Here is a 16,412-nt window from a genome sequence, read left to right as displayed (position 1 = left end):
ACGAGGCAGTCAGGGCATCGCGGCACCCCGTGGCGACAATCCCGGGAGACGACATGTGCAACATTGGTCCGCTGCCACGCCGTCCCTGTCAGAATGGAGCGGATGTTGGACGCGGTTGAGAAGGAATCTGAACCTGCCGGCGAGGCGGAACAGTCGACGGCAGGTTCTCGATGGCCGGTCACTCTGCAGGCCTCGGCCACCCGGCGGGGACTGCTGCTCACTGCTTTAGGGGGCCTGCTGTTCGCCGGGCTCGTCACTGCCATTCCCGCGGTGAGCACCGGGCCGCAGCGGCTGGCCAGCTATATCGCCGACAACCCGGTGCCCAGTACCGGAACCAAGCGAAACACCGCCTTCAACAACGCCGACGGTGGCGACTGCCTCATGTGGCCGGACGGCAGGCCGGAGGCCGCGACCATCGTCGAGTGCACCGATGATCACCGGTTCGAAGTCGCTGAGTCCATCGACATGCGAACGTTCCCCGGGACTGAGTACGGGCGCGACGCCAGCCCCCCGTCGCCCGCTCGCATCCAGCAGATCAGTCAAGAACAGTGCCAGACCGCCGTCCGCCGTTACCTCGGCGCGAAATTCGACCCCAACAGCCGGTTCACGGTAAGCATGCTGTGGTCCGGCGACCGGGCATGGCGGCAAGCCGGCGAACGCAGGATGCTGTGTGGTCTGCAGTTGCCCGGCCCGAACAACCACCAGGTCACCGTCAAGGGAAAAGTGGCCGACGTCGACCAGTCGAAAATCTGGCCGGCAGGCACCTGTCTGGGTATCGACTCGACTACCAATCAGCCAATAGACATCCCGGTGGATTGCGCGGCTCCACACGCAATGGAAGTAACCGGCACGGTCAACCTGGCCGAGAAGTTCCCTGAATCCCTGCCCGCCGAACCCGAACAGGACGCCTATATCAAGGACGCCTGCACCCGTATGACCGATACCTACCTCGCACCGGTCAAGTTACGAATAACCACCTTGACCCTGATCTACCCCACGCTGTCGATGCCCAGCTGGGCAGCCGGTAGCCGTGCGGTCGCGTGTAGCGTCGGTGCAACGCTAGGCAATGGAGGGTGGGCCACACTGGTCAACGGCGCCAAGGGGAAGCTGCTGATCAACGGTCAACCGCCGGTGCCTCCGCCGGACATTCCCGAAGAGCGGCTCCATCCACCGCCTATTCCACTTCAGGTGCCGGCGTACCAGCCCAACACCCCAGCGGCAACCGGACGGCCGAGTAATCAGCATCTTCCCCATCAACACCCGCCAGCGACGGCTCCTGGAGCCCCGGCCGGCTAGCGGCTTGCGGTGGCAACGCGGATGGACCCGCGGCGGTTCGACGACCTGGTCTCCGACGCACTCGACCTGATCCCACCCGAGTTGGCCGCGGTCATGGACAATGTCGTCGTGCTGGTCTCGGACCGTCACCCCCAAGACGATGGCCTGCTCGGCCTGTATGAAGGGGTCTCGTTAACTGAACGCGACTCCGACTACGCGGGAACGCTGCCCGACACCATCACGATCTACCGGGACTCATTGCTGGACGCCTGCGACTCGGCCCAAGAGGTCACCATCCAGGTGGCGATCACGGTGATCCATGAAATCGCACACCACTTCGGCATCGACGACAACAGGCTGAGCGAACTGGGCTGGGACTGAACATATTGGTCGGCACGCTGGGCGCGTCGTTCACCAGATGTCGGCTTCCAATGCTATTAACGCCGTATGAGCACGGGCTGCCGCGACTGCCGAGCAGACTTGGACCACTGTCACGGCACCATCGTTCACCACGCGGGAGGCCGTTTGGAAGGCTCTGCAGAATGCACCGAGGCAGACTGCCCTAGCCCCGAGCTACTGCCGCACGCCTTCGCCGCGGACTGTGATGTCCTCGGCTGCCGATGCGCGGGGTCGGTCGCTCGAGCGGTCTGATCAGATCAGCCCATGGGGCCGGTTTGCGACGGCGAGGCCTCGGCGGCCGTGGCGTCGGCCTCGGGGCAGAACGGCGGCATCTGAGTTCCCCAGCGCACGCAACTCCACCGGCCGTCGGTAATCGGGACCAACACCACCGACTCGGCATTGCCTAAATGGTTGTCCAGCACGAACTGTCCGTCCACTCGGGCCAGCACCGCGGAGGCCAGACGTATCGCCGCACCATGGCTGACGACCACAATGTCGGAATCCCAATGATCGTCGTCTAGGTAGCGCATACGTAGGTCGTTGAGCACCGGTAGGTACCGATCTAATACGTCGTTGGCGGTCTCGCCACCAGGTAACGGCACATCCAGCTCACCGCCATGCCAGCGGTTGTAGATGGCATTGAATTCGGCGACGGCCTCGTCGTCGCTGCGGTTTTCCAGCTCCCCAACCTGGACCTCGTGAATGCCGGCAACCTCATGCGGCGAGATATCGAGTTCGCCGGCAATAACTTCGGCTGTCTGGTGGGCTCGTTTGGCCACGGAGTGCGCGAGCATGGCTGGCCGCCTGCCACCGGCACGGGCGAATGCTCGGGCTTGTTCGCGACCTAACGACGTCAGCGCGGCTCCGGGAGGCAAGGTGTCCAATCTACGTTCGACGTTGCCATAGGACTGCCCATGCCGCAGCAGCACCAGCCGCCCACTCACCGCGCAGCCTCCCCGGGCCCGGAAGGCTGCCGCCCTTTCTCCGGTTGGCCGGCCCGCAGCCGCTCCAACCAGCTCGCTGCCTCGTCAGGCGGCGGCGGCTCTTCCCTGCTCGCCTGTCCGGTTGGCCAAGAACCCAGATACCGCACCTCAAGACAACGACGATGGAGCGCCTTGAGTGCCTCGGCGACGGCGCCGTCGTCGATATGGCCAACGCAGTCCACGAAGAACAGGTAGGTGCCCAGTTCGGTGCGAGTGGGTCGGGATTCGATCCGGGTGAGGTCGATGCCGCGCATGCCAAACTCGTTCAACGCAGTCACCAATGCGCTGGGCTCGTTGTGGATGCGAAGCACCGCCGAGGTGCGGTCAACACCAGTTCGGGCCGGCGTTGGCCCCGGAAGGCCTACCAAGACGAACCGGGTGCGGGCGTTTGGCTCATCCACAACACCGTCAGCCGCCGCGGTCAAACCCCAGCGGGTGACGGCAAGCGGCGAGGTTACCGCGGCGTCGACCTTGCCGTCGGCGACTTGCCGCGCGGCGTCAGCATTGGAATACGCCGGCTCGATCTCGGCGCTGGGCAGGTGGGACGCGAGCCACAGCTGGACCTGCGCGGCCGCCACCGGGAAGGCAGCGATGGTTCGTACGTCAGCGACGCTGCGGCCGGGTTTGACAGCGATGCTGAATGCCACGTCCAGCGTCGTCTCGGCGAAAACCTGCAGGGGCGAACCGAGTGCCAGACTGTCCAAAGTCCGCATCACCGAGCCATCGATAGAGTTCTCGATCGGCACGCAGGCATAGTCCGCGACGCCGTCTCGCACAGCATCCAGCGCAGCGGGTGTGCTCTCGATCGGCAGCCGCGACAGGTCATCGGGTCCGTTTTCAGGAACCAGGCCGGCCGACACCAACTGGAGCAATGCCGACTCGGTAAAGGTTCCTTCCGGACCGAGGTACGCGATGCGGGCCACGCTGACAACCCTAACGGCGCACCACCGGGTGCCAAGCCTTGCAACACCCCCCCAGCCTAAGTTAACTTAGGCTTACCTAATGCAGGAGGAAATAATGCCGTCCCTCATCGACAGTGCGCCGACCACCGCAGAGCGTATTCGCAGTGCCTGCACACGGGCCAGCGGCGCACTGCTCGCAGTGGAAAGCGCCGATCCGGTCGCCACACCACTGCACCATCTGTTGTGCGACGGCTCATTCGCAGTGGCCGTGCCTGCCGACGCGCACGCCAACGGCGAAGCGGCATGCGGATCACAAGCCTTGCTGGAGTTGACCGATTACGCGCCCCTACCCGTTCGCGAACCCGTCCGTTCGCTGGTCTGGGTCCGCGGCCACCTCCGTCACGTCCCGCCGTCGGCCCTGCCCGCGATGCTCGACTTGATCGCCACAAGCGACCCGAACCCAGCCCTGTTGCAAATCGAGACCCCGGAGTCCGGCCACGTCGGCGGCGCCGAGGTGCGGTACACCCTTTTCCGTCTTGAAATCGCGTCCGTGGTGGTTACTGACGCCGCTGGCGCCGAGGCCGTCAGCGTGAAGGAACTGCTCGCGGCCCGGCCAGACCCGTTCTGCGAGATCGAATCCACATTGCTGTGGCATCTAGCCACCGCGCACAACGACGTAGTCGCACGGCTGGTGTCGAGACTGCCGGCGCCGCTGCGACGTGGACCAGTCCGCACACTCGGCCTCGACAGATACGGTATGCGATTTCGCGTTGAAGCCAACGTCGGCGACCACGACATCCGGTTGCCGTTTCACAAGCCAGTGGACGACATGAACGGGCTGAACCAGGCCATCCGGGCGCTGATGGGTTGCCCGTTCGTCAACGGCTTGCAGGCCCGTCGGCAAAGCGTTCGATAGCTGCCTGGGCCGCCGCGCCGACCCGCGATTTCGATCAGCCGAGGGCGCTGTTCACGTACGTTGTCCAGGTGAACGGCGATCGACCCGCGGACCCCAGACGTCCACGAACACCGCCGTCACCACCTGCGGAACGATCCGAGCCGTCGCAAGTGATTCGCCGGGTAACCCGCCCAACGAAACCAGCCGCCCAATCCGCCGTGCCACTGCCGCAACAATCGATACCGGCAATCCCCGCCCCCGCTGCACCGCCTCGGCGCAGTCCGGTTGCGCCCCGGCGTCAGCCCCGGACACCCGCTCGGGATGGGCGGCGAACCACGCCCCCACCACGTCCTGTTGCGCCGAAGACGCGGCGCAAACGTCGCAAACGCAGCTGGATCCGTGTTGTAGCGTTCAGCGTGCTGGTCGGGTTCCTGATCAGCATTGGCGGCATTCTGAGTGCCGCCGTCTGGCTCGACAGGTCGCTGCACCGGGCACCGGTCCTAGCCGACTATCCCGATCGGCCGGGGTCCAGCAGGGGCACAAACTGGCTACTGGTCGGGTCGGACAGCCGCCAATACCTCACGGTCAATCAACAACACGAACTGGCTACCGGTGGTGATACCGGCGACGGGCGCACCGACACGATTCTGCTGGTCCACGTGCCGCGGTTCGGCGCGAGCGCACCGACGACGTTGGTGTCGATTCCGCGCGACTCCTACGTGCCGATACCTGGTCAAGGCCGGGACAAGATCAATGCCGCGTTCGCGTGGGGCGGACCGCCGCTGCTGACGAAGACCGTCGAGCAGGCTACCGGCCTGCGCCTCGATCACTACGCCGAGATTGGATTCGGCGGTTTCGCGATCCTGGTTGACGCCCTAGGGGGCGTCACCGCGTGCCCTGATCATCCGATCAACGATCCGTTGGCCGGTATCGATCTGCCGGCCGGGTGCCAACAGCTGAACGGGCGCAACGCCCTGGGCTACGTCAGAACGCGGGCCACGCCGAGAGCCGATCTGGACAGGATGGTCAACCAGCGCCAATTCATGTCGGCCCTGCTGCATCGCGCCCAGAACCCGGCGGTATGGCTCAATCCGTTCCGGTGGTACACGGTGCCACGCGCCGCGGCCGGCGCCCTGACCGTGGACCGGGGTGCTCATGTGTGGGACCTGGCTCGGCTCGGCTGGGCATTACACGATCGCACCATCACCACGACCGTCCCGATCGGTGAATTCACTACCAGCGCCGCCGGCTCGGTGGTGATCTGGGACCACGACGCGGCCCGCGAATTGTTCGGCGCGCTGGCCTTCGACGCACTGCTACCCACCGCCGCGCTCGTCGACCAGCCTTAGACCGGCCTCGAGCGATTCAACCAAACAAATTCCATTTTTCATTTCAACATAGCCTTGGATTACTTAGGCAAACCTGACCTGCCTTGGACCTATTTTAGCGACGCGGAAAATGTACTTAGGAAAACCTTTCCTGAGTAAGTCGAACCTTCGTTGCACGGCCCATCTACCAGCGGTAACCTTCACATCATGAGTGATTACGACGGACTAAAAACAAAATTCAACGCATTGCTGCAAGAACAAATTCACAACGAATTCACCAGCGCTCAGCAGTACATCGCTATAGCGGTATATTTTGACGCAGAAGATCTCCCGCAATTAGCGAAGCATTTTTACGGCCAAGCGGTTGAGGAACGAAATCACGCGATGATGCTCGTGCAATATCTGCTCGACCGTGATGTTCACGTCGAGATCCCCGGAGCCGACTCGGTACGCAATCAGTTCGGCAAACCGCGCGATGCTCTGGCGCTCGCACTCGACCTGGAGCGCGCAGTAACCGAACAAGTCAGCCGGCTAGCGGCGGTGGCCCGTGATGAGGGCGACTTCCTCGGCGAACAATTTATGCAGTGGTTCCTTCAGGAACAGGTCGAAGAGATGGCGTTGATGACCACGCTGGTGAAGGTCGCCGATCGGGCGGGCACCAACTTGTTCGAACTAGAGAACTTCGTAGCCCGCGAGGTCGACCGCGCACCGGCCGGATCAGGCGCACCGAACGCTGCTGGTGGCCGGCTCTAGGCCACTGCCGCGGCCCTAGCTGCTGCCAGCGTGGGGACGCCCGTTTTGCAGCCATGTCTTGGTTCGCCCAGGGTGGTGGGTGGCTATCCAGGCCACCCCCACTTCCCGGCAGAAGTCAACGTCTTCGTACTCGTCGGCGTTCCAGCAGTACACCGCCCGGCCCTGGGCTGCGGATCGATCAACGAGTTGCGGGTACTCTTTCAAGGCCGACAGCGACGGGCCCACCGCGGTAGCCCCGACCGCCGTGGCAGCGCTGCTCGTCAAGTATCGCGCGGTCTTGCCGAGCAGCACCGTCGGTAGCAGTGGCGCGGCCCGCCGAATGCGCCAAACAGCCGCGGCCGAGAACGACATCACCACCGCGCGCGATCGATCGGCGGAGGCCGGCGCGGCAATGCCGAAGCGGTGCAACAGAGCCAGCAATTTGCTTTCCACCAGCGAGCCGTACCGGACGGGATGCTTGGTCTCGACAAAGATCTTCACTGGCCGATGCCAATCAAGGACCAGCGAAACAAGCGCGTCCAGGGTCAACAGACTGGTGTCACCGTGAGTGCCGTCAGGTCGCCAGCTGTCGTGCCACGCACCGTACTCAAGCTCGCTAAGCTCAGCCAGCGTCATCGTGCTGACCAGACCCGCTCCGGTCGAGGTCCGGTCCAGGCGGCGGTCATGCACACATACCAAGTAGCCGTCTCGGGTCAGCCGTACGTCGCATTCCACGCCGTCAGCACCCTCTTTGAGCGCCAATTCGTAGGCGGCCAGCGTATGTTCGGGCAGGGCGGCTGACGCGCCGCGGTGGGCAACGACAAAGGGGTGCCCAGCGAGCACCTCATCCGCCCACATCATGTCTACTATGCTGCCGGTTCCTGACCGGCCAACTCAACTACGTCGCCAGATTCGCGCCTGGCCGGATCATCCGACCGATCTGCGCTTACCACCACCCAGCGATGCGCGGGCCGCTCAACCGGTTTGCCCTCAAACCCTTCGTAGACTCGCGCAAGCGCCGCCACCGCTGCCGCCGCACACAGATACGCAAGCACCATCGCCACGGTGTTATTGGCAATTCCCTGGGCGTCGGAGGCCCAGCTGGTCGCAAGTGCGAACACGGAAACCATGCTGCTGGCCACCCACACACTCCACCACACCAAGATCGGTCGACGCATCCGAACATATTGGTCCTCGACGAGAGCCAACTCGATCACGTACACAGGCGCCCAAAGCAGATTGACCAACGGGAGTAGGCAGCCGATCCATAGGGCCCGAACGGAACGTTGCTCCGGCAGGCCCTGCTGGGTAAACGCCGCGGCTCGGCGCGCGGCCAACCACCGAATCAATAGCACAAAAGTAGTGCTCACCGCCACGATCGCCACCAGGCTGGCCACCACGCCCAACCCGACAGAGACACCAGCGACCACCGAGTTGAGCAAAGTGTTGCGGTTGATGATCAGCAGCAGATAGCGACCCACGAACACCAGCGCCGCGACGCAAAGAACCAGCAGGCTCACCAGTAGCGAGGTTCGCACCGCGGCTGCCGATGGCCCTGCCTTCGCTGGTTTCGCCACCGGCGGAGCGACGGGTTGCTCGACACGATCGGCCAAACCCCAGCGCGGCATCACCGTGTACCGAGGAGTAGGCCCGCGCGACCGTCTCACGGATCGCAATCGCGGGGCCGCACCGGGGCGCACCGCGATCCATCGAAAGCCCGGCGGCAGCTGCGGCGGCGCGGGCCGCAGGCCGCGGGTCGGCGGTACCGGCGGACCGGCGGGTGTACGCCAACGCCCGTCCGGCACGGGCGGGTCGACCAACGGCGCCATCAGCGCCCCACGACACCGCGGGCACCGCGCGCGTTGCCGTTCGCGGACATTCCATCGAGTGCCGCACTGGGAGCACACCTGAATCACTTGACCAGCCTAGCGCCGGCGGCGATACGAGCCCGTCCATCCCAAATCATTGTTGAATCCACCTGCACTCGATGCACGCAGCTACCACCAACTACCCTTAGCTATCCACAGTTTGCACATCTTTATCCACAAGTAACTGCCCGGCTCTGAAACGGTCGGCACTGCTTCTAGCCGTACGCCGAGGTGGTAGCTGTGGATAATGCGCCCTATCAACACACCCTCGATAAACAGCTACGTGGGTGCTCGAGCGAATTGGCAACCGCATTGCACATCGGGTACCGGCGGGGTCCTGTCGGACGCGCGCAACCGGCCGTCTCCTGCTGCAGCGTTTGCCGACGACAGGACACATGCGCAGTCCCGTGCCGGCCGTCCGAAGCCACCCCGGGTCCTACACCGCCGTCAATTGCCGAAGCGCTCCACGAAGAGTTATGATTACCAACACATAACATCGTTGTGACATAGCTTACTGGCGCGGGGTGGACCGCCAGGCGAAAGGCGTTCGATGGCCACGCATTCATACGGCCCCGGGTCGACGACACCGCCGAACTCATGCTCGGGCTCACCGGTCTGGAATCACTCCTACGGCTTCGCCGCGTTGCGCGCCGGCCTGATCGCGCTGACGTTGCTGGCGGTTCTCGCCGCCATCGTTTTGCTCTGAATTCCCGCCGCCCAGGCGGACAACCCACGGCCTGCAACCCCTCGGGTCGTGCTTGCGGCGTGCGCAGTCATAGAGTTGATCCCGCCAGCCCACCGCGCGGCAGGAGCCGCGCCAACGACGCACAGACAATCACCGAAGGAAGGAATACCGTGGCTGAATACATCCTGCCCGACTTGGACTGGGACTACGCAGCGCTAGAACCCCACATCTCGGGTCAGATCAACGAACTTCACCACAGTAAACACCACGCGACCTACGTCAAAGGCGCCAACGACGCCATTGGCAAACTTGAGGAGGCGCGCGCTAAGGATGACCACTCGGCAATCTTGCTGAACGAGAAGAACCTGGCGTTCAACCTGAGTGGTCACGTCAACCACACCATTTGGTGGAAGAACTTGTCGCCGAACGGTGGCGATAAGCCGACCGGCGAACTCGCCGCAGCCATCGATGACGCATTCGGATCATTCGACAAGTTCCGTGCGCAGTTCCACGCGGCCGCGACCACGGTACAAGGCTCCGGGTGGGCGGCACTCGGATGGGACACGCTCGGCAACAAACTGCTGATTTTTCAGGTATACGACCACCAGACCAATTTCCCGCTCGGCATCGTCCCGCTGTTGCTTCTCGACATGTGGGAACACGCTTTCTACCTGCAGTACAAGAACGTCAAAGTCGACTTCGCGAAGGCGTTCTGGAACGTCGTGAACTGGGCCGATGTGCAGTCACGCTATGCGGCCGCGACCTCGCAGACCAAAGGGCTGATATTCGGCTGAGTAGATCCCGTACCGGCCGAGGGCGCCGCGCGATTCCGCGCGGCGCCCTCGTCATTGCCGAGCCGTTATGTTGCCTCTTTGTGAACGCTGCCGCCGGGGGGCATTTCGGCTTGCACTGCGCGTAAACCGCGCTCTTGCTTAGTTATTCGCGCTACCATAAGTTCGAACTACCAGTGTCGTTGTTTTCCACGGAGGCGCTGCGGAGGTAGAAATGGACGCCGGGTCGGATCGGCCTCTGGGGCCGATAGGGGTAGCCCCTTTCCATGCACGTGGCGCCCTGAAAGGATTTGTGATCTCCGGGCGATGGCCCGACTCCACCAAAGAGTGGGCCCAGTTGCTGATGATTGCGGTTCGCGTCGCATCGCTACCCGGATTGCTCTCCACCACAACAGTGTTCGGCGCGCGCGAAGAGTTGCCTGACGAACCTGAGCCGGGCACCGTTGGCTTAGTGCTTGCCGAAGGCACGGTATGCGGCGAATCCGCCATCCAGCCAGGGTATTTCGCTGAACATCAGCCACCTGCACTGCTGATGTTGCATCCGCCCTCCGAAACCACGCCCTCACTGCCGGAATGCAACGGGGCAGCGTCGGGGTGCGTGCTGTTGCCGGGGTTGCCGTATCTGGGATTGGAGCATCGGGCGGCCTGGGTTGAGGCCGAAGCCGACGGCACCGTCACATCTATGGTGAGCCGGGTAGGCGTCGATCCGATTAGCGATCCCGATACTGCCGTATTGGCGATGCTGCTTGCGGCATAACGCAATACGAAAATGGTTAGTTGAGACCTCGAATCACTAATTTCGGCTATCCGAACTTCGTCGTTGCTCTAGCGGACACAACGATGTGCCCGCTAGCCTGGGGACGTTAGCGAAGGGGAGTAGCCCCAAATCGTCGAGTCGACATACTGGCGAACAGCCCGGCCGGCGAACCGTGCGAGACCGACGGTGGGCGAGACCTTCGACCGATGTGTAGTGACCGAATCGATCCAGCCGATCACTGCGCGTGCGTCGAAAGGTCGTTCACCATGCTCGCCGCCACGCTATTGAGTCTCGGAGTCGTTTTCCTCGCCGAACTTGGCGACAGGTCCCAACTCATCGCGATGACCTATGCGCTGCGCTACCGCTGGTGGGTAGTGCTGGCCGGGGTAGCGATAGCCGCGTTCACCGTGCACGGCATTTCGGTGGCAGTTGGTCACTTTCTCGGCGCGACGCTGCCAGCACGCCCGATGGCTTTCGCATCGGCGATCGCCTTCTTGGTTTTTGCCGCGTGGGCCTGGCGGGAGGGTGCCGCCCACGATGACAGCGACGTTGTGGCTGTACGTGAACCTCGATTCGCGCTGCTCGCGGTGGTGTCGTCGTTCGTCCTGGCCGAACTGGGCGATAAGACGACGTTGGCGACGGTTTCACTAGCGAGCGATCACAACTGGGCCGGCGTATGGATCGGCACCACACTCGGCATGGTTTTGGCCGACGGCCTTGCGATTGCTGTCGGGCTACTACTCAATCAACGACTTCCCGAGCGGCTGCTGCACGTCCTAGCCTGCCTGCTGTTCCTGCTGTTCGGTGTATGGATGCTGTTCGACGGCGCACTGGGCTGGCGCTCGGTTGCCATCGCAGTCACCGCGGCGATGGTGCTGGCCGCGGCGGCCGGTGCCATTTGGTGGCAATGGCGCAAACTCTTCGACGGTGCCGCCATGGGGACGCAAGCACCGGAAAAACCCCGTACGTCGCCGCCGCGGCACCCTCCTGCGGCCACCTCGTGGCCGCAATGCCCGCCCGGCGGTCCCGATCAGCTTCACCGGCGCGCGGACCGTGTTGCCGATCGCTCACCGCCGACTGCGTAGAGCCCGACAGCAAAGGAATTTCCGGCCAAGAATTCGTTGTGTGTTAGTTGCCCAAAGCCGTGTGTCCTCGCCCGACACCGCCCGCCTAAGTCCTTCGCCAACTATCCTGGCAACCGGCTGCCACACGCGGCGCTACGTCGCATTCTGCGGATAACCTGTGAAATCCATTCATATTGTGGACACCTCAGCGAAACGGTTGGAAGCTCATCCAGGGCGTCTCGGCGGGCCGCCGCGCAGGACGGTACTTAATCCGCTCAGGTTTGCACTTGGTGTGAACACCAACAGTCGCTACCATGATCAGCAAATACAACAGATAATCGTTCGCTCATAGCACCCGGTGGAGGTCATATCGATGAGCACGACGTTCGCTGCCCGTCTAAACCGTTTGTTTGACACGGTATACCCGCCAGCACGCGGGCCGCATACCTCCGCGGAGGTGATTGCGGCACTCAAGGCGGAGGGTGTGACGATGTCTGCTCCCTACCTCTCACAGCTACGCTCCGGCAACCGCACTAACCCATCGACTTCGACCATGACCGCTCTGGCCAACTTTTTCCGCATCAAGTCGGCTTACTTCACCGACGACGACTACTACGAGAAGCTCGACAAGGAGTTGCTCTGGCTGGCCACGATGCGTGAGGACGGAGTACGTCGCATCGCGGTCCGGGCGTACGGATTGTCGACCCAGGCGCAGCAGGCGATCGTGGATCAGATCGACGAATTGCGCCGCGCGGAGCGGCTCGACGCCTAGGCCGCCCTGCCATCGAACCGGTTCGGCTTGACCTGGCGAGCTGCGGACGGCCCATTCCGATTAAAGTTGGCGCAACGTTCGTGCACGCACCGCGATAGTCCACGAGATACCGGGAGGCGGCCGGGAATGGGCCTGTTCCGCAAACGAAAAAGCCGTGCGACGCGTCGCGCTGAGGCTCGGGCGATCAAGGCTCGCGCCAAACTAGAGGCCAGGCTTTCGGCCAAGAACGAAGCTCGCCGCATCAAAGCGGCACGGCGCTCCGACGAGAAGGCGCTCAAAGCTCAGCTAAAGGCCCAGCGAGACAGCAACCGGACGGCGCAGAAGGTTGCCGAGACCGGCCTGAAGGCAGCCCGCGAAGGCACGTTGCTATCACCGACGCGGATTCGCCGCACCTTGACCGTTTCTCGGCTGCTCGCACCAATACTTGTGCCAGTCATATACCGGGTAGCTATGGCCGTTCGCGGCTTGATCGACCAGCGTCGGGCTGACCGGCTTGGGATTCCACTGACTCAGATCGGTCAGTTTTCGGCGCACGGCGCACGGCTATCGGCCCGAGTTGCCGGATCGGAGCAATCGCTTGCGATAGTGCGAGAGAACAACCCGAAAGACGCCGAGACCAAGCAATTCGTGTCGGCCCTCACCGACCGTCTCGCCGACCTGTCGGCTGCGATCACAGCTGCCGAACACATGCCTGCCCAGCGGCGCCGGACCGCTCATTCGGCAATCTCGTCGCAGCTCGACGGTATCGAGGCCGACCTGATGGCACGGCTCGGACTGGGCTAGCCACCATGAAAGGACAAGCCCGATGTATGCGACGTGGAATAGAGCCTGACATGTCGTCGTACCGCAGGTGGCTCGGCCTGGGGCTAGCGCCGCACCGCAAACCTTTGGCCTGGGTGACGCTGCTATTGGCGGCGCTGGCGCTAACCGCGACGGGGAGCGCGGAAGCGGCATCCGCCCAAGCCACGCGCTTGACCGCGACGGCCACTGACAGCACTACCTTGACAATCTGCCCTGGCCAGATCAACGCGGCCGTCAAACCACAGCCGCAAGCGCCGGTTGCGGTGACGGCAATCGTGGAAGCCAAGAACAGCATTCGGTTTGCGGCTGAGCCATCCCACGCACTCGCCAGCACGGGCGCGCCACCGCTGGGGTCGTCAACCGGAGACGACGCGGCACGCGAGCATTTCACGTCAGCGGATGACGGCGCAATGTCCGGCTCTCGCTCATTGCTGCCTGCGGTGCCCGGCATCGGAAAGCCAGGATCGGTGGTCGCGGCCAACGACACCGAAGATGATATGCCCGCGTGGCCTTTCGCGCTCGGGACGATCGCGGCGGTCGGCGCGGGAGCTTTATGGGCGATGCGGCGCCGGCCCTAGCTGGTAGTCCCGATCACCCCGGATGGTCTAGCAGCCGGCCCTGGCATGATGGGACCGAAGTGTTTCGCGACCTAATACTCGACGATAGAGCTGCAAAGGAGCGGTCGCATGACAGAACCGCAGGATCGACCCGACGGCGAACCCGGCACTGCATCGCAGCCGCCGGCCGAACAGCAGCCCGCTCAGCAGGCCGCCAAAGCACCCGCCAAGAAAACGGCGGCCAAAAAGGCGCCCGCCAAAAAGGCGCCCGCCAAAAAGGCACCAGCGAAGAAGGCAGCAGCCAAAAAGGCACCGGCTAAGAAGGCGGCTGCGAAGAAGGCTCCCAGCAAGAGCACTGCGGAAACGTCCTCCACGTCGGCTGACCCCGCTGTCGAGGTGCGCAAGCGAATCGAATCCAACGGCCAGCTCGCCGCGGCCAAGGATGCCGCCGCGCAAGCGAAGTCGACGGTGGACGAAGCCAATAATCCGCTGCCACAAGACATACCGGTCGTATCCGAGAGCCACTCCCGGGTTCCGGTGCTGGTCGCTGTCGCACTCAGTTTGTTGGCGATGCTATTGATTAGGCAATTGCGGCGACGCTGAACCCTGGTGACCGCCTCGTTTAGACCGACGGCCGATATCGTTGATGCCGTCGGGCCCGATGTGCGTAGTTGTGACCTTCAGTTCCGTCAATTCGGCGGCAGGACGGATTTCGCCGGGCCCATCAGCACCGTGCGGTGCTTTGAAGACAATGCCCTGCTGAAGTCGGTTCTTGCCGAGCCGGGTGCCGGCGGTGTGCTGGTCATCGATGGCGCCGGCTCCTTGCACACCGCCTTGGTCGGTGACGTTATCGCCGAATTGGCCCGGTCTAACGGCTGGGCCGGGCTTGTCGTACATGGCGCAGTGCGCGATGCCGCCGCGCTGCGTCGCATCAATATCGGCATCAAAGCGCTAGGTACCAATCCGCGCAAGAGCACCAAAACCGGAAGCGGGGAACGCGACGTCGTCGTTGCTTTAGGCGGGGTGAGTTTTGCTCCCGGCGAGACGGTCTACAGCGACGACGACGGGATTGTTGTCGTCTGAGGAAGTGTCTGAAGCTGGCTGGCCGCTCCTGCCGTTAGATCCGGGCCAGAGCGGGCACTTTGGCGAACCGGAGGCCCTCGTCATCGATCTTGCCGCGCCGGATCAGCCGGATATCGCGCAGGTAGTTCTGGTTGAGGCGCCACGGCGTGCGCGAGCCCTGTTTTGGCAACTTGTCGATCGAGCGCAGCACATAGCCTGGAGTGAACTCCATAAATGGCCGGTCGGCGACGGCTGAACCCGGATGCTCCACAACCACGCTGTCGAAGCCGTGGGCATCCATATGATTGAGCAGACGGCAGACGAACTCCGACACCAGGTCGGCCTTTAGCGTCCACGATGCGTTGGTATAGCCAACGGTGTAGGCCATATTGGGAATCCCGGAAAGCATCATTCCCTTATAGGCCATGGTCTTGGTCAGATCCACTGGCTGGCCATCCACGCTAGCGATCGCGCCGCCAAAGAGCTGCAGGTTTAATCCGGTTGCGGTGATGATGATGTCAGCCGGTAGTTCGCGGTCCGAGTCCAGCCGGATTCCGTTAGCGGTGAATCTATCGATCGTGTCGGTGACCATCTCGACGCGTCCACGCCGGATCGCGCGGAACAAGTCGCCGTTGGGAACAAGGCATAGTCGCTGTTCCCAGGGGTTGTAGTGCGGCCCGAAATGCGTCTGAACGTCGTAGCCATCAGGTAGTTGGCGCTGGGCGGAACCCATGAACAATTTCCGCATCCGCTGCGGCCACTTTTGGCAGGCTCGGTACACCGCGATATCCAGCAGGACATTTTTCCACCGCACCAAGGAGTATGCGATCTTGTCAGGCAACCACCGGTTGAGCTTCTCGGCGATGGCGTCTCGGTCTGGTTGAGACACGATGTAGGTAGGTGAGCGTTGCAGCATCGTCACGTGTTTGGCACCCGAGTTCGCCAAGGCCGGAACAAGGGTGACCGCGGTGGCGCCACTGCCGATGACAACAATGTTCTTGCCGGCGTAGTCGACGTCCTCTGGCCAGTGCTGCGGATGGATGATAGGACCGGTGAAGTCATCCGAGCTGCGAAACGTCGGCGCATAGCCCTGGTCGTAGTTGTAGTAACCGCTACACAAAAAGAGGAACGAACAAGAAATGGTGCTCTGAGCGCCGCCGTGTTCGACCACCACGGTCCATCGATTCTCCGCGTTGGACCAGTCAGCGCTGATGACCTTCTGGTTGAATCGAATGCGCTTGTCAATGCCGTACATAGCCGCGGTTTCCCTGACGTACTTCAGGATCGGCCCGCCATCGGCAATCGCTTTGCGCTCAGTCCATGGCCGGAAGCGGAAACCCAGCGTGTGCATATCGGAGTCGGAGCGAATGCCCGGGTAGCGGAACAGATCCCAGGTGCCGCCCATGGCCTGTCGCTTTTCCAGGATCGCGTAGCTCTTGGTGGGGCAACGGTCTTGCAAGTGCCAAGCCGCGCTGACGCCAGAAATGCCGGCGCCAACGATCACGACATCGAGGTGTTCAGGCATGTCCGCAAAGGTATCA

19 protein-coding genes and 2 pseudogenes are annotated in these 16,412 nt (G+C 63.1%); 15 read left to right on the top strand and 6 right to left on the bottom strand.

From position 1 onward, the window contains the following. Nucleotides 1-102: 102 nt before the first annotated feature. The 3 genes and pseudogenes from ACO07W_RS11710 to ACO07W_RS11700 all read left to right on the top strand — a co-directional run. A pseudogene (locus ACO07W_RS11710) lies at nt 103-1,287 on the top strand (septum formation family protein); the annotation flags it as partial. Nucleotides 1,288-1,305: 18 nt separating this feature from the next. Next, complete coding sequence (locus tag ACO07W_RS11705; protein ID WP_421843352.1) at nt 1,306-1,656, top strand: metallopeptidase family protein; 351 nt, start codon at nt 1,306-1,308, stop codon at nt 1,654-1,656. A 66-nt stretch (nt 1,657-1,722) separates the two neighbouring features. Further along, nucleotides 1,723-1,926 carry a hypothetical protein gene (locus tag ACO07W_RS11700; RefSeq protein WP_421843350.1) on the top strand — a complete coding sequence of 68 codons (204 nt, stop codon included), beginning with the start codon at nt 1,723-1,725 and terminating at the stop codon, nt 1,924-1,926. A 5-nt stretch (nt 1,927-1,931) separates the two neighbouring features. On the opposite strand, the gene ACO07W_RS11695 is transcribed toward ACO07W_RS11700, so the two are convergent. Continuing rightward, nucleotides 1,932-2,618: a histidine phosphatase family protein gene (locus ACO07W_RS11695; protein ID WP_421843348.1), complete on the bottom strand. Its 687-nt coding sequence runs from the start codon at nt 2,616-2,618 to the stop codon at nt 1,932-1,934. Then, nucleotides 2,615-3,580 carry a prephenate dehydratase gene (gene pheA, locus ACO07W_RS11690; protein WP_421843346.1) on the bottom strand — a complete coding sequence of 322 codons (966 nt, stop codon included), beginning with the start codon at nt 3,578-3,580 and terminating at the stop codon, nt 2,615-2,617. The genes ACO07W_RS11695 and pheA overlap by 4 nt, the downstream gene beginning before the upstream one ends. Before the next feature lie 94 nt (nt 3,581-3,674). On the opposite strand from pheA, the gene ACO07W_RS11685 reads away from it, so the two are divergent. Then, the gene (locus ACO07W_RS11685) at nt 3,675-4,475 is read left to right on the top strand and encodes a DUF2470 domain-containing protein (protein ID WP_421845948.1); all 801 of its coding nucleotides are present in this window, start codon (nt 3,675-3,677) and stop codon (nt 4,473-4,475) included. Nucleotides 4,476-4,526: 51 nt separating this feature from the next. On the opposite strand, the gene ACO07W_RS11680 is transcribed toward ACO07W_RS11685, so the two are convergent. Then, the gene (locus ACO07W_RS11680) at nt 4,527-4,799 is read right to left on the bottom strand and encodes a hypothetical protein (RefSeq protein ID WP_421846178.1); all 273 of its coding nucleotides are present in this window, start codon (nt 4,797-4,799) and stop codon (nt 4,527-4,529) included. Here ACO07W_RS11680 and ACO07W_RS11675 point away from each other — a divergent pair. Continuing rightward, entirely contained in the window at nt 4,703-5,803 is a 1,101-nt protein-coding gene (locus ACO07W_RS11675) for an LCP family protein (RefSeq protein WP_421845947.1), read from the top strand. The two genes, ACO07W_RS11680 and ACO07W_RS11675, sit on opposite strands and share 97 nt — an antisense overlap. Before the next feature lie 186 nt (nt 5,804-5,989). Then, nucleotides 5,990-6,535 carry a ferritin gene (locus ACO07W_RS11670; protein ID WP_421843344.1) on the top strand — a complete coding sequence of 182 codons (546 nt, stop codon included), beginning with the start codon at nt 5,990-5,992 and terminating at the stop codon, nt 6,533-6,535. 15 nt (nt 6,536-6,550) lie between these two features. On the opposite strand, the gene ACO07W_RS11665 is transcribed toward ACO07W_RS11670, so the two are convergent. Both ACO07W_RS11665 and ACO07W_RS11660 read right to left on the bottom strand, forming a co-directional pair. Continuing rightward, nucleotides 6,551-7,375, bottom strand: a complete 825-nt coding sequence (locus tag ACO07W_RS11665) for a glycerophosphodiester phosphodiesterase (RefSeq protein ID WP_421843342.1) — start codon at nt 7,373-7,375, stop codon at nt 6,551-6,553. 5 nt (nt 7,376-7,380) lie between these two features. Beyond that, nucleotides 7,381-8,430 (bottom strand): DUF4328 domain-containing protein, encoded by a 1,050-nt coding sequence (locus ACO07W_RS11660; RefSeq protein WP_421843340.1) that lies wholly within the window; start codon nt 8,428-8,430, stop codon nt 7,381-7,383. 502 nt (nt 8,431-8,932) lie between these two features. On the opposite strand from ACO07W_RS11660, the gene ACO07W_RS11655 reads away from it, so the two are divergent. The 9 genes and pseudogenes from ACO07W_RS11655 to rraA all read left to right on the top strand — a co-directional run bounded on the left by ACO07W_RS11655 (nt 8,933) and on the right by rraA (nt 14,892). Beyond that, nucleotides 8,933-9,088, top strand: a complete 156-nt coding sequence (locus ACO07W_RS11655) for a hypothetical protein (RefSeq protein WP_421843338.1) — start codon at nt 8,933-8,935, stop codon at nt 9,086-9,088. Between the two features lie 149 nt (nt 9,089-9,237). After that, the gene (locus tag ACO07W_RS11650; protein ID WP_421843336.1) at nt 9,238-9,861 is read left to right on the top strand and encodes a superoxide dismutase; all 624 of its coding nucleotides are present in this window, start codon (nt 9,238-9,240) and stop codon (nt 9,859-9,861) included. A gap of 211 nt (nt 9,862-10,072) precedes the next feature. Further along, nucleotides 10,073-10,615, top strand: coding sequence for a peptidase (locus ACO07W_RS11645; RefSeq protein ID WP_421843334.1), 543 nt, complete (start codon nt 10,073-10,075; stop codon nt 10,613-10,615). 266 nt (nt 10,616-10,881) lie between these two features. After that, nucleotides 10,882-11,553, top strand: a pseudogene (locus tag ACO07W_RS11640) (TMEM165/GDT1 family protein); the annotation flags it as partial. Nucleotides 11,554-12,052: 499 nt separating this feature from the next. Further along, complete coding sequence (locus tag ACO07W_RS11635; RefSeq protein ID WP_421843332.1) at nt 12,053-12,451, top strand: transcriptional regulator; 399 nt, start codon at nt 12,053-12,055, stop codon at nt 12,449-12,451. A 126-nt stretch (nt 12,452-12,577) separates the two neighbouring features. Beyond that, nucleotides 12,578-13,234 (top strand): DUF6474 family protein, encoded by a 657-nt coding sequence (locus tag ACO07W_RS11630; RefSeq protein ID WP_421843330.1) that lies wholly within the window; start codon nt 12,578-12,580, stop codon nt 13,232-13,234. A 26-nt stretch (nt 13,235-13,260) separates the two neighbouring features. After that, nucleotides 13,261-13,830: a hypothetical protein gene (locus tag ACO07W_RS11625; protein ID WP_421843328.1), complete on the top strand. Its 570-nt coding sequence runs from the start codon at nt 13,261-13,263 to the stop codon at nt 13,828-13,830. A 108-nt stretch (nt 13,831-13,938) separates the two neighbouring features. After that, nucleotides 13,939-14,412: a nucleoid-structuring protein H-NS gene (locus tag ACO07W_RS11620; protein WP_421843326.1), complete on the top strand. Its 474-nt coding sequence runs from the start codon at nt 13,939-13,941 to the stop codon at nt 14,410-14,412. 6 nt (nt 14,413-14,418) lie between these two features. Further along, entirely contained in the window at nt 14,419-14,892 is a 474-nt protein-coding gene (gene rraA / locus ACO07W_RS11615) for a ribonuclease E activity regulator RraA (RefSeq protein WP_421843324.1), read from the top strand. A gap of 34 nt (nt 14,893-14,926) precedes the next feature. On the opposite strand, the gene ACO07W_RS11610 is transcribed toward rraA, so the two are convergent. After that, on the bottom strand, nt 14,927-16,396 hold the full coding sequence (locus ACO07W_RS11610) for a flavin-containing monooxygenase (protein WP_421843322.1): 1,470 nt from the start codon (nt 16,394-16,396) through the stop codon (nt 14,927-14,929). Between the last annotated feature and the right edge of the window lie 16 nt (nt 16,397-16,412).

The organism is Mycobacterium sp., assembly GCF_965230835.1.
Classification (GTDB): Bacteria; Actinomycetota; Actinomycetes; order Mycobacteriales; family Mycobacteriaceae; genus Mycobacterium.
Note: the sequence above shows the minus strand (reverse complement) of the source record. Positions and strands in the feature narration are given on the sequence as shown.

Bases quoted from the DNA above. Each gene is read 5' to 3' on its own strand.
- ACO07W_RS11670 (WP_421843344.1), top strand. From the start codon at position 5,990: ATGAGTGATTACGACGGACTAAAAACAAAATTCAACGCATTGCTGCAA.
- ACO07W_RS11685 (WP_421845948.1), top strand. From the start codon at position 3,675: ATGCCGTCCCTCATCGACAGTGCGCCGACCACCGCAGAGCGTATTCGC.
- ACO07W_RS11655 (WP_421843338.1), top strand. From the start codon at position 8,933: ATGGCCACGCATTCATACGGCCCCGGGTCGACGACACCGCCGAACTCA.
- ACO07W_RS11625 (WP_421843328.1), top strand. From the start codon at position 13,261: ATGCGACGTGGAATAGAGCCTGACATGTCGTCGTACCGCAGGTGGCTC.
- ACO07W_RS11620 (WP_421843326.1), top strand. From the start codon at position 13,939: ATGACAGAACCGCAGGATCGACCCGACGGCGAACCCGGCACTGCATCG.
- ACO07W_RS11635 (WP_421843332.1), top strand. From the start codon at position 12,053: ATGAGCACGACGTTCGCTGCCCGTCTAAACCGTTTGTTTGACACGGTA.
- ACO07W_RS11610 (WP_421843322.1), bottom strand. From the start codon at position 16,396: ATGCCTGAACACCTCGATGTCGTGATCGTTGGCGCCGGCATTTCTGGC.
- ACO07W_RS11645 (WP_421843334.1), top strand. From the start codon at position 10,073: ATGGACGCCGGGTCGGATCGGCCTCTGGGGCCGATAGGGGTAGCCCCT.
- ACO07W_RS11630 (WP_421843330.1), top strand. From the start codon at position 12,578: ATGGGCCTGTTCCGCAAACGAAAAAGCCGTGCGACGCGTCGCGCTGAG.
- ACO07W_RS11665 (WP_421843342.1), bottom strand. From the start codon at position 7,375: ATGATGTGGGCGGATGAGGTGCTCGCTGGGCACCCCTTTGTCGTTGCC.
- ACO07W_RS11700 (WP_421843350.1), top strand. From the start codon at position 1,723: ATGAGCACGGGCTGCCGCGACTGCCGAGCAGACTTGGACCACTGTCAC.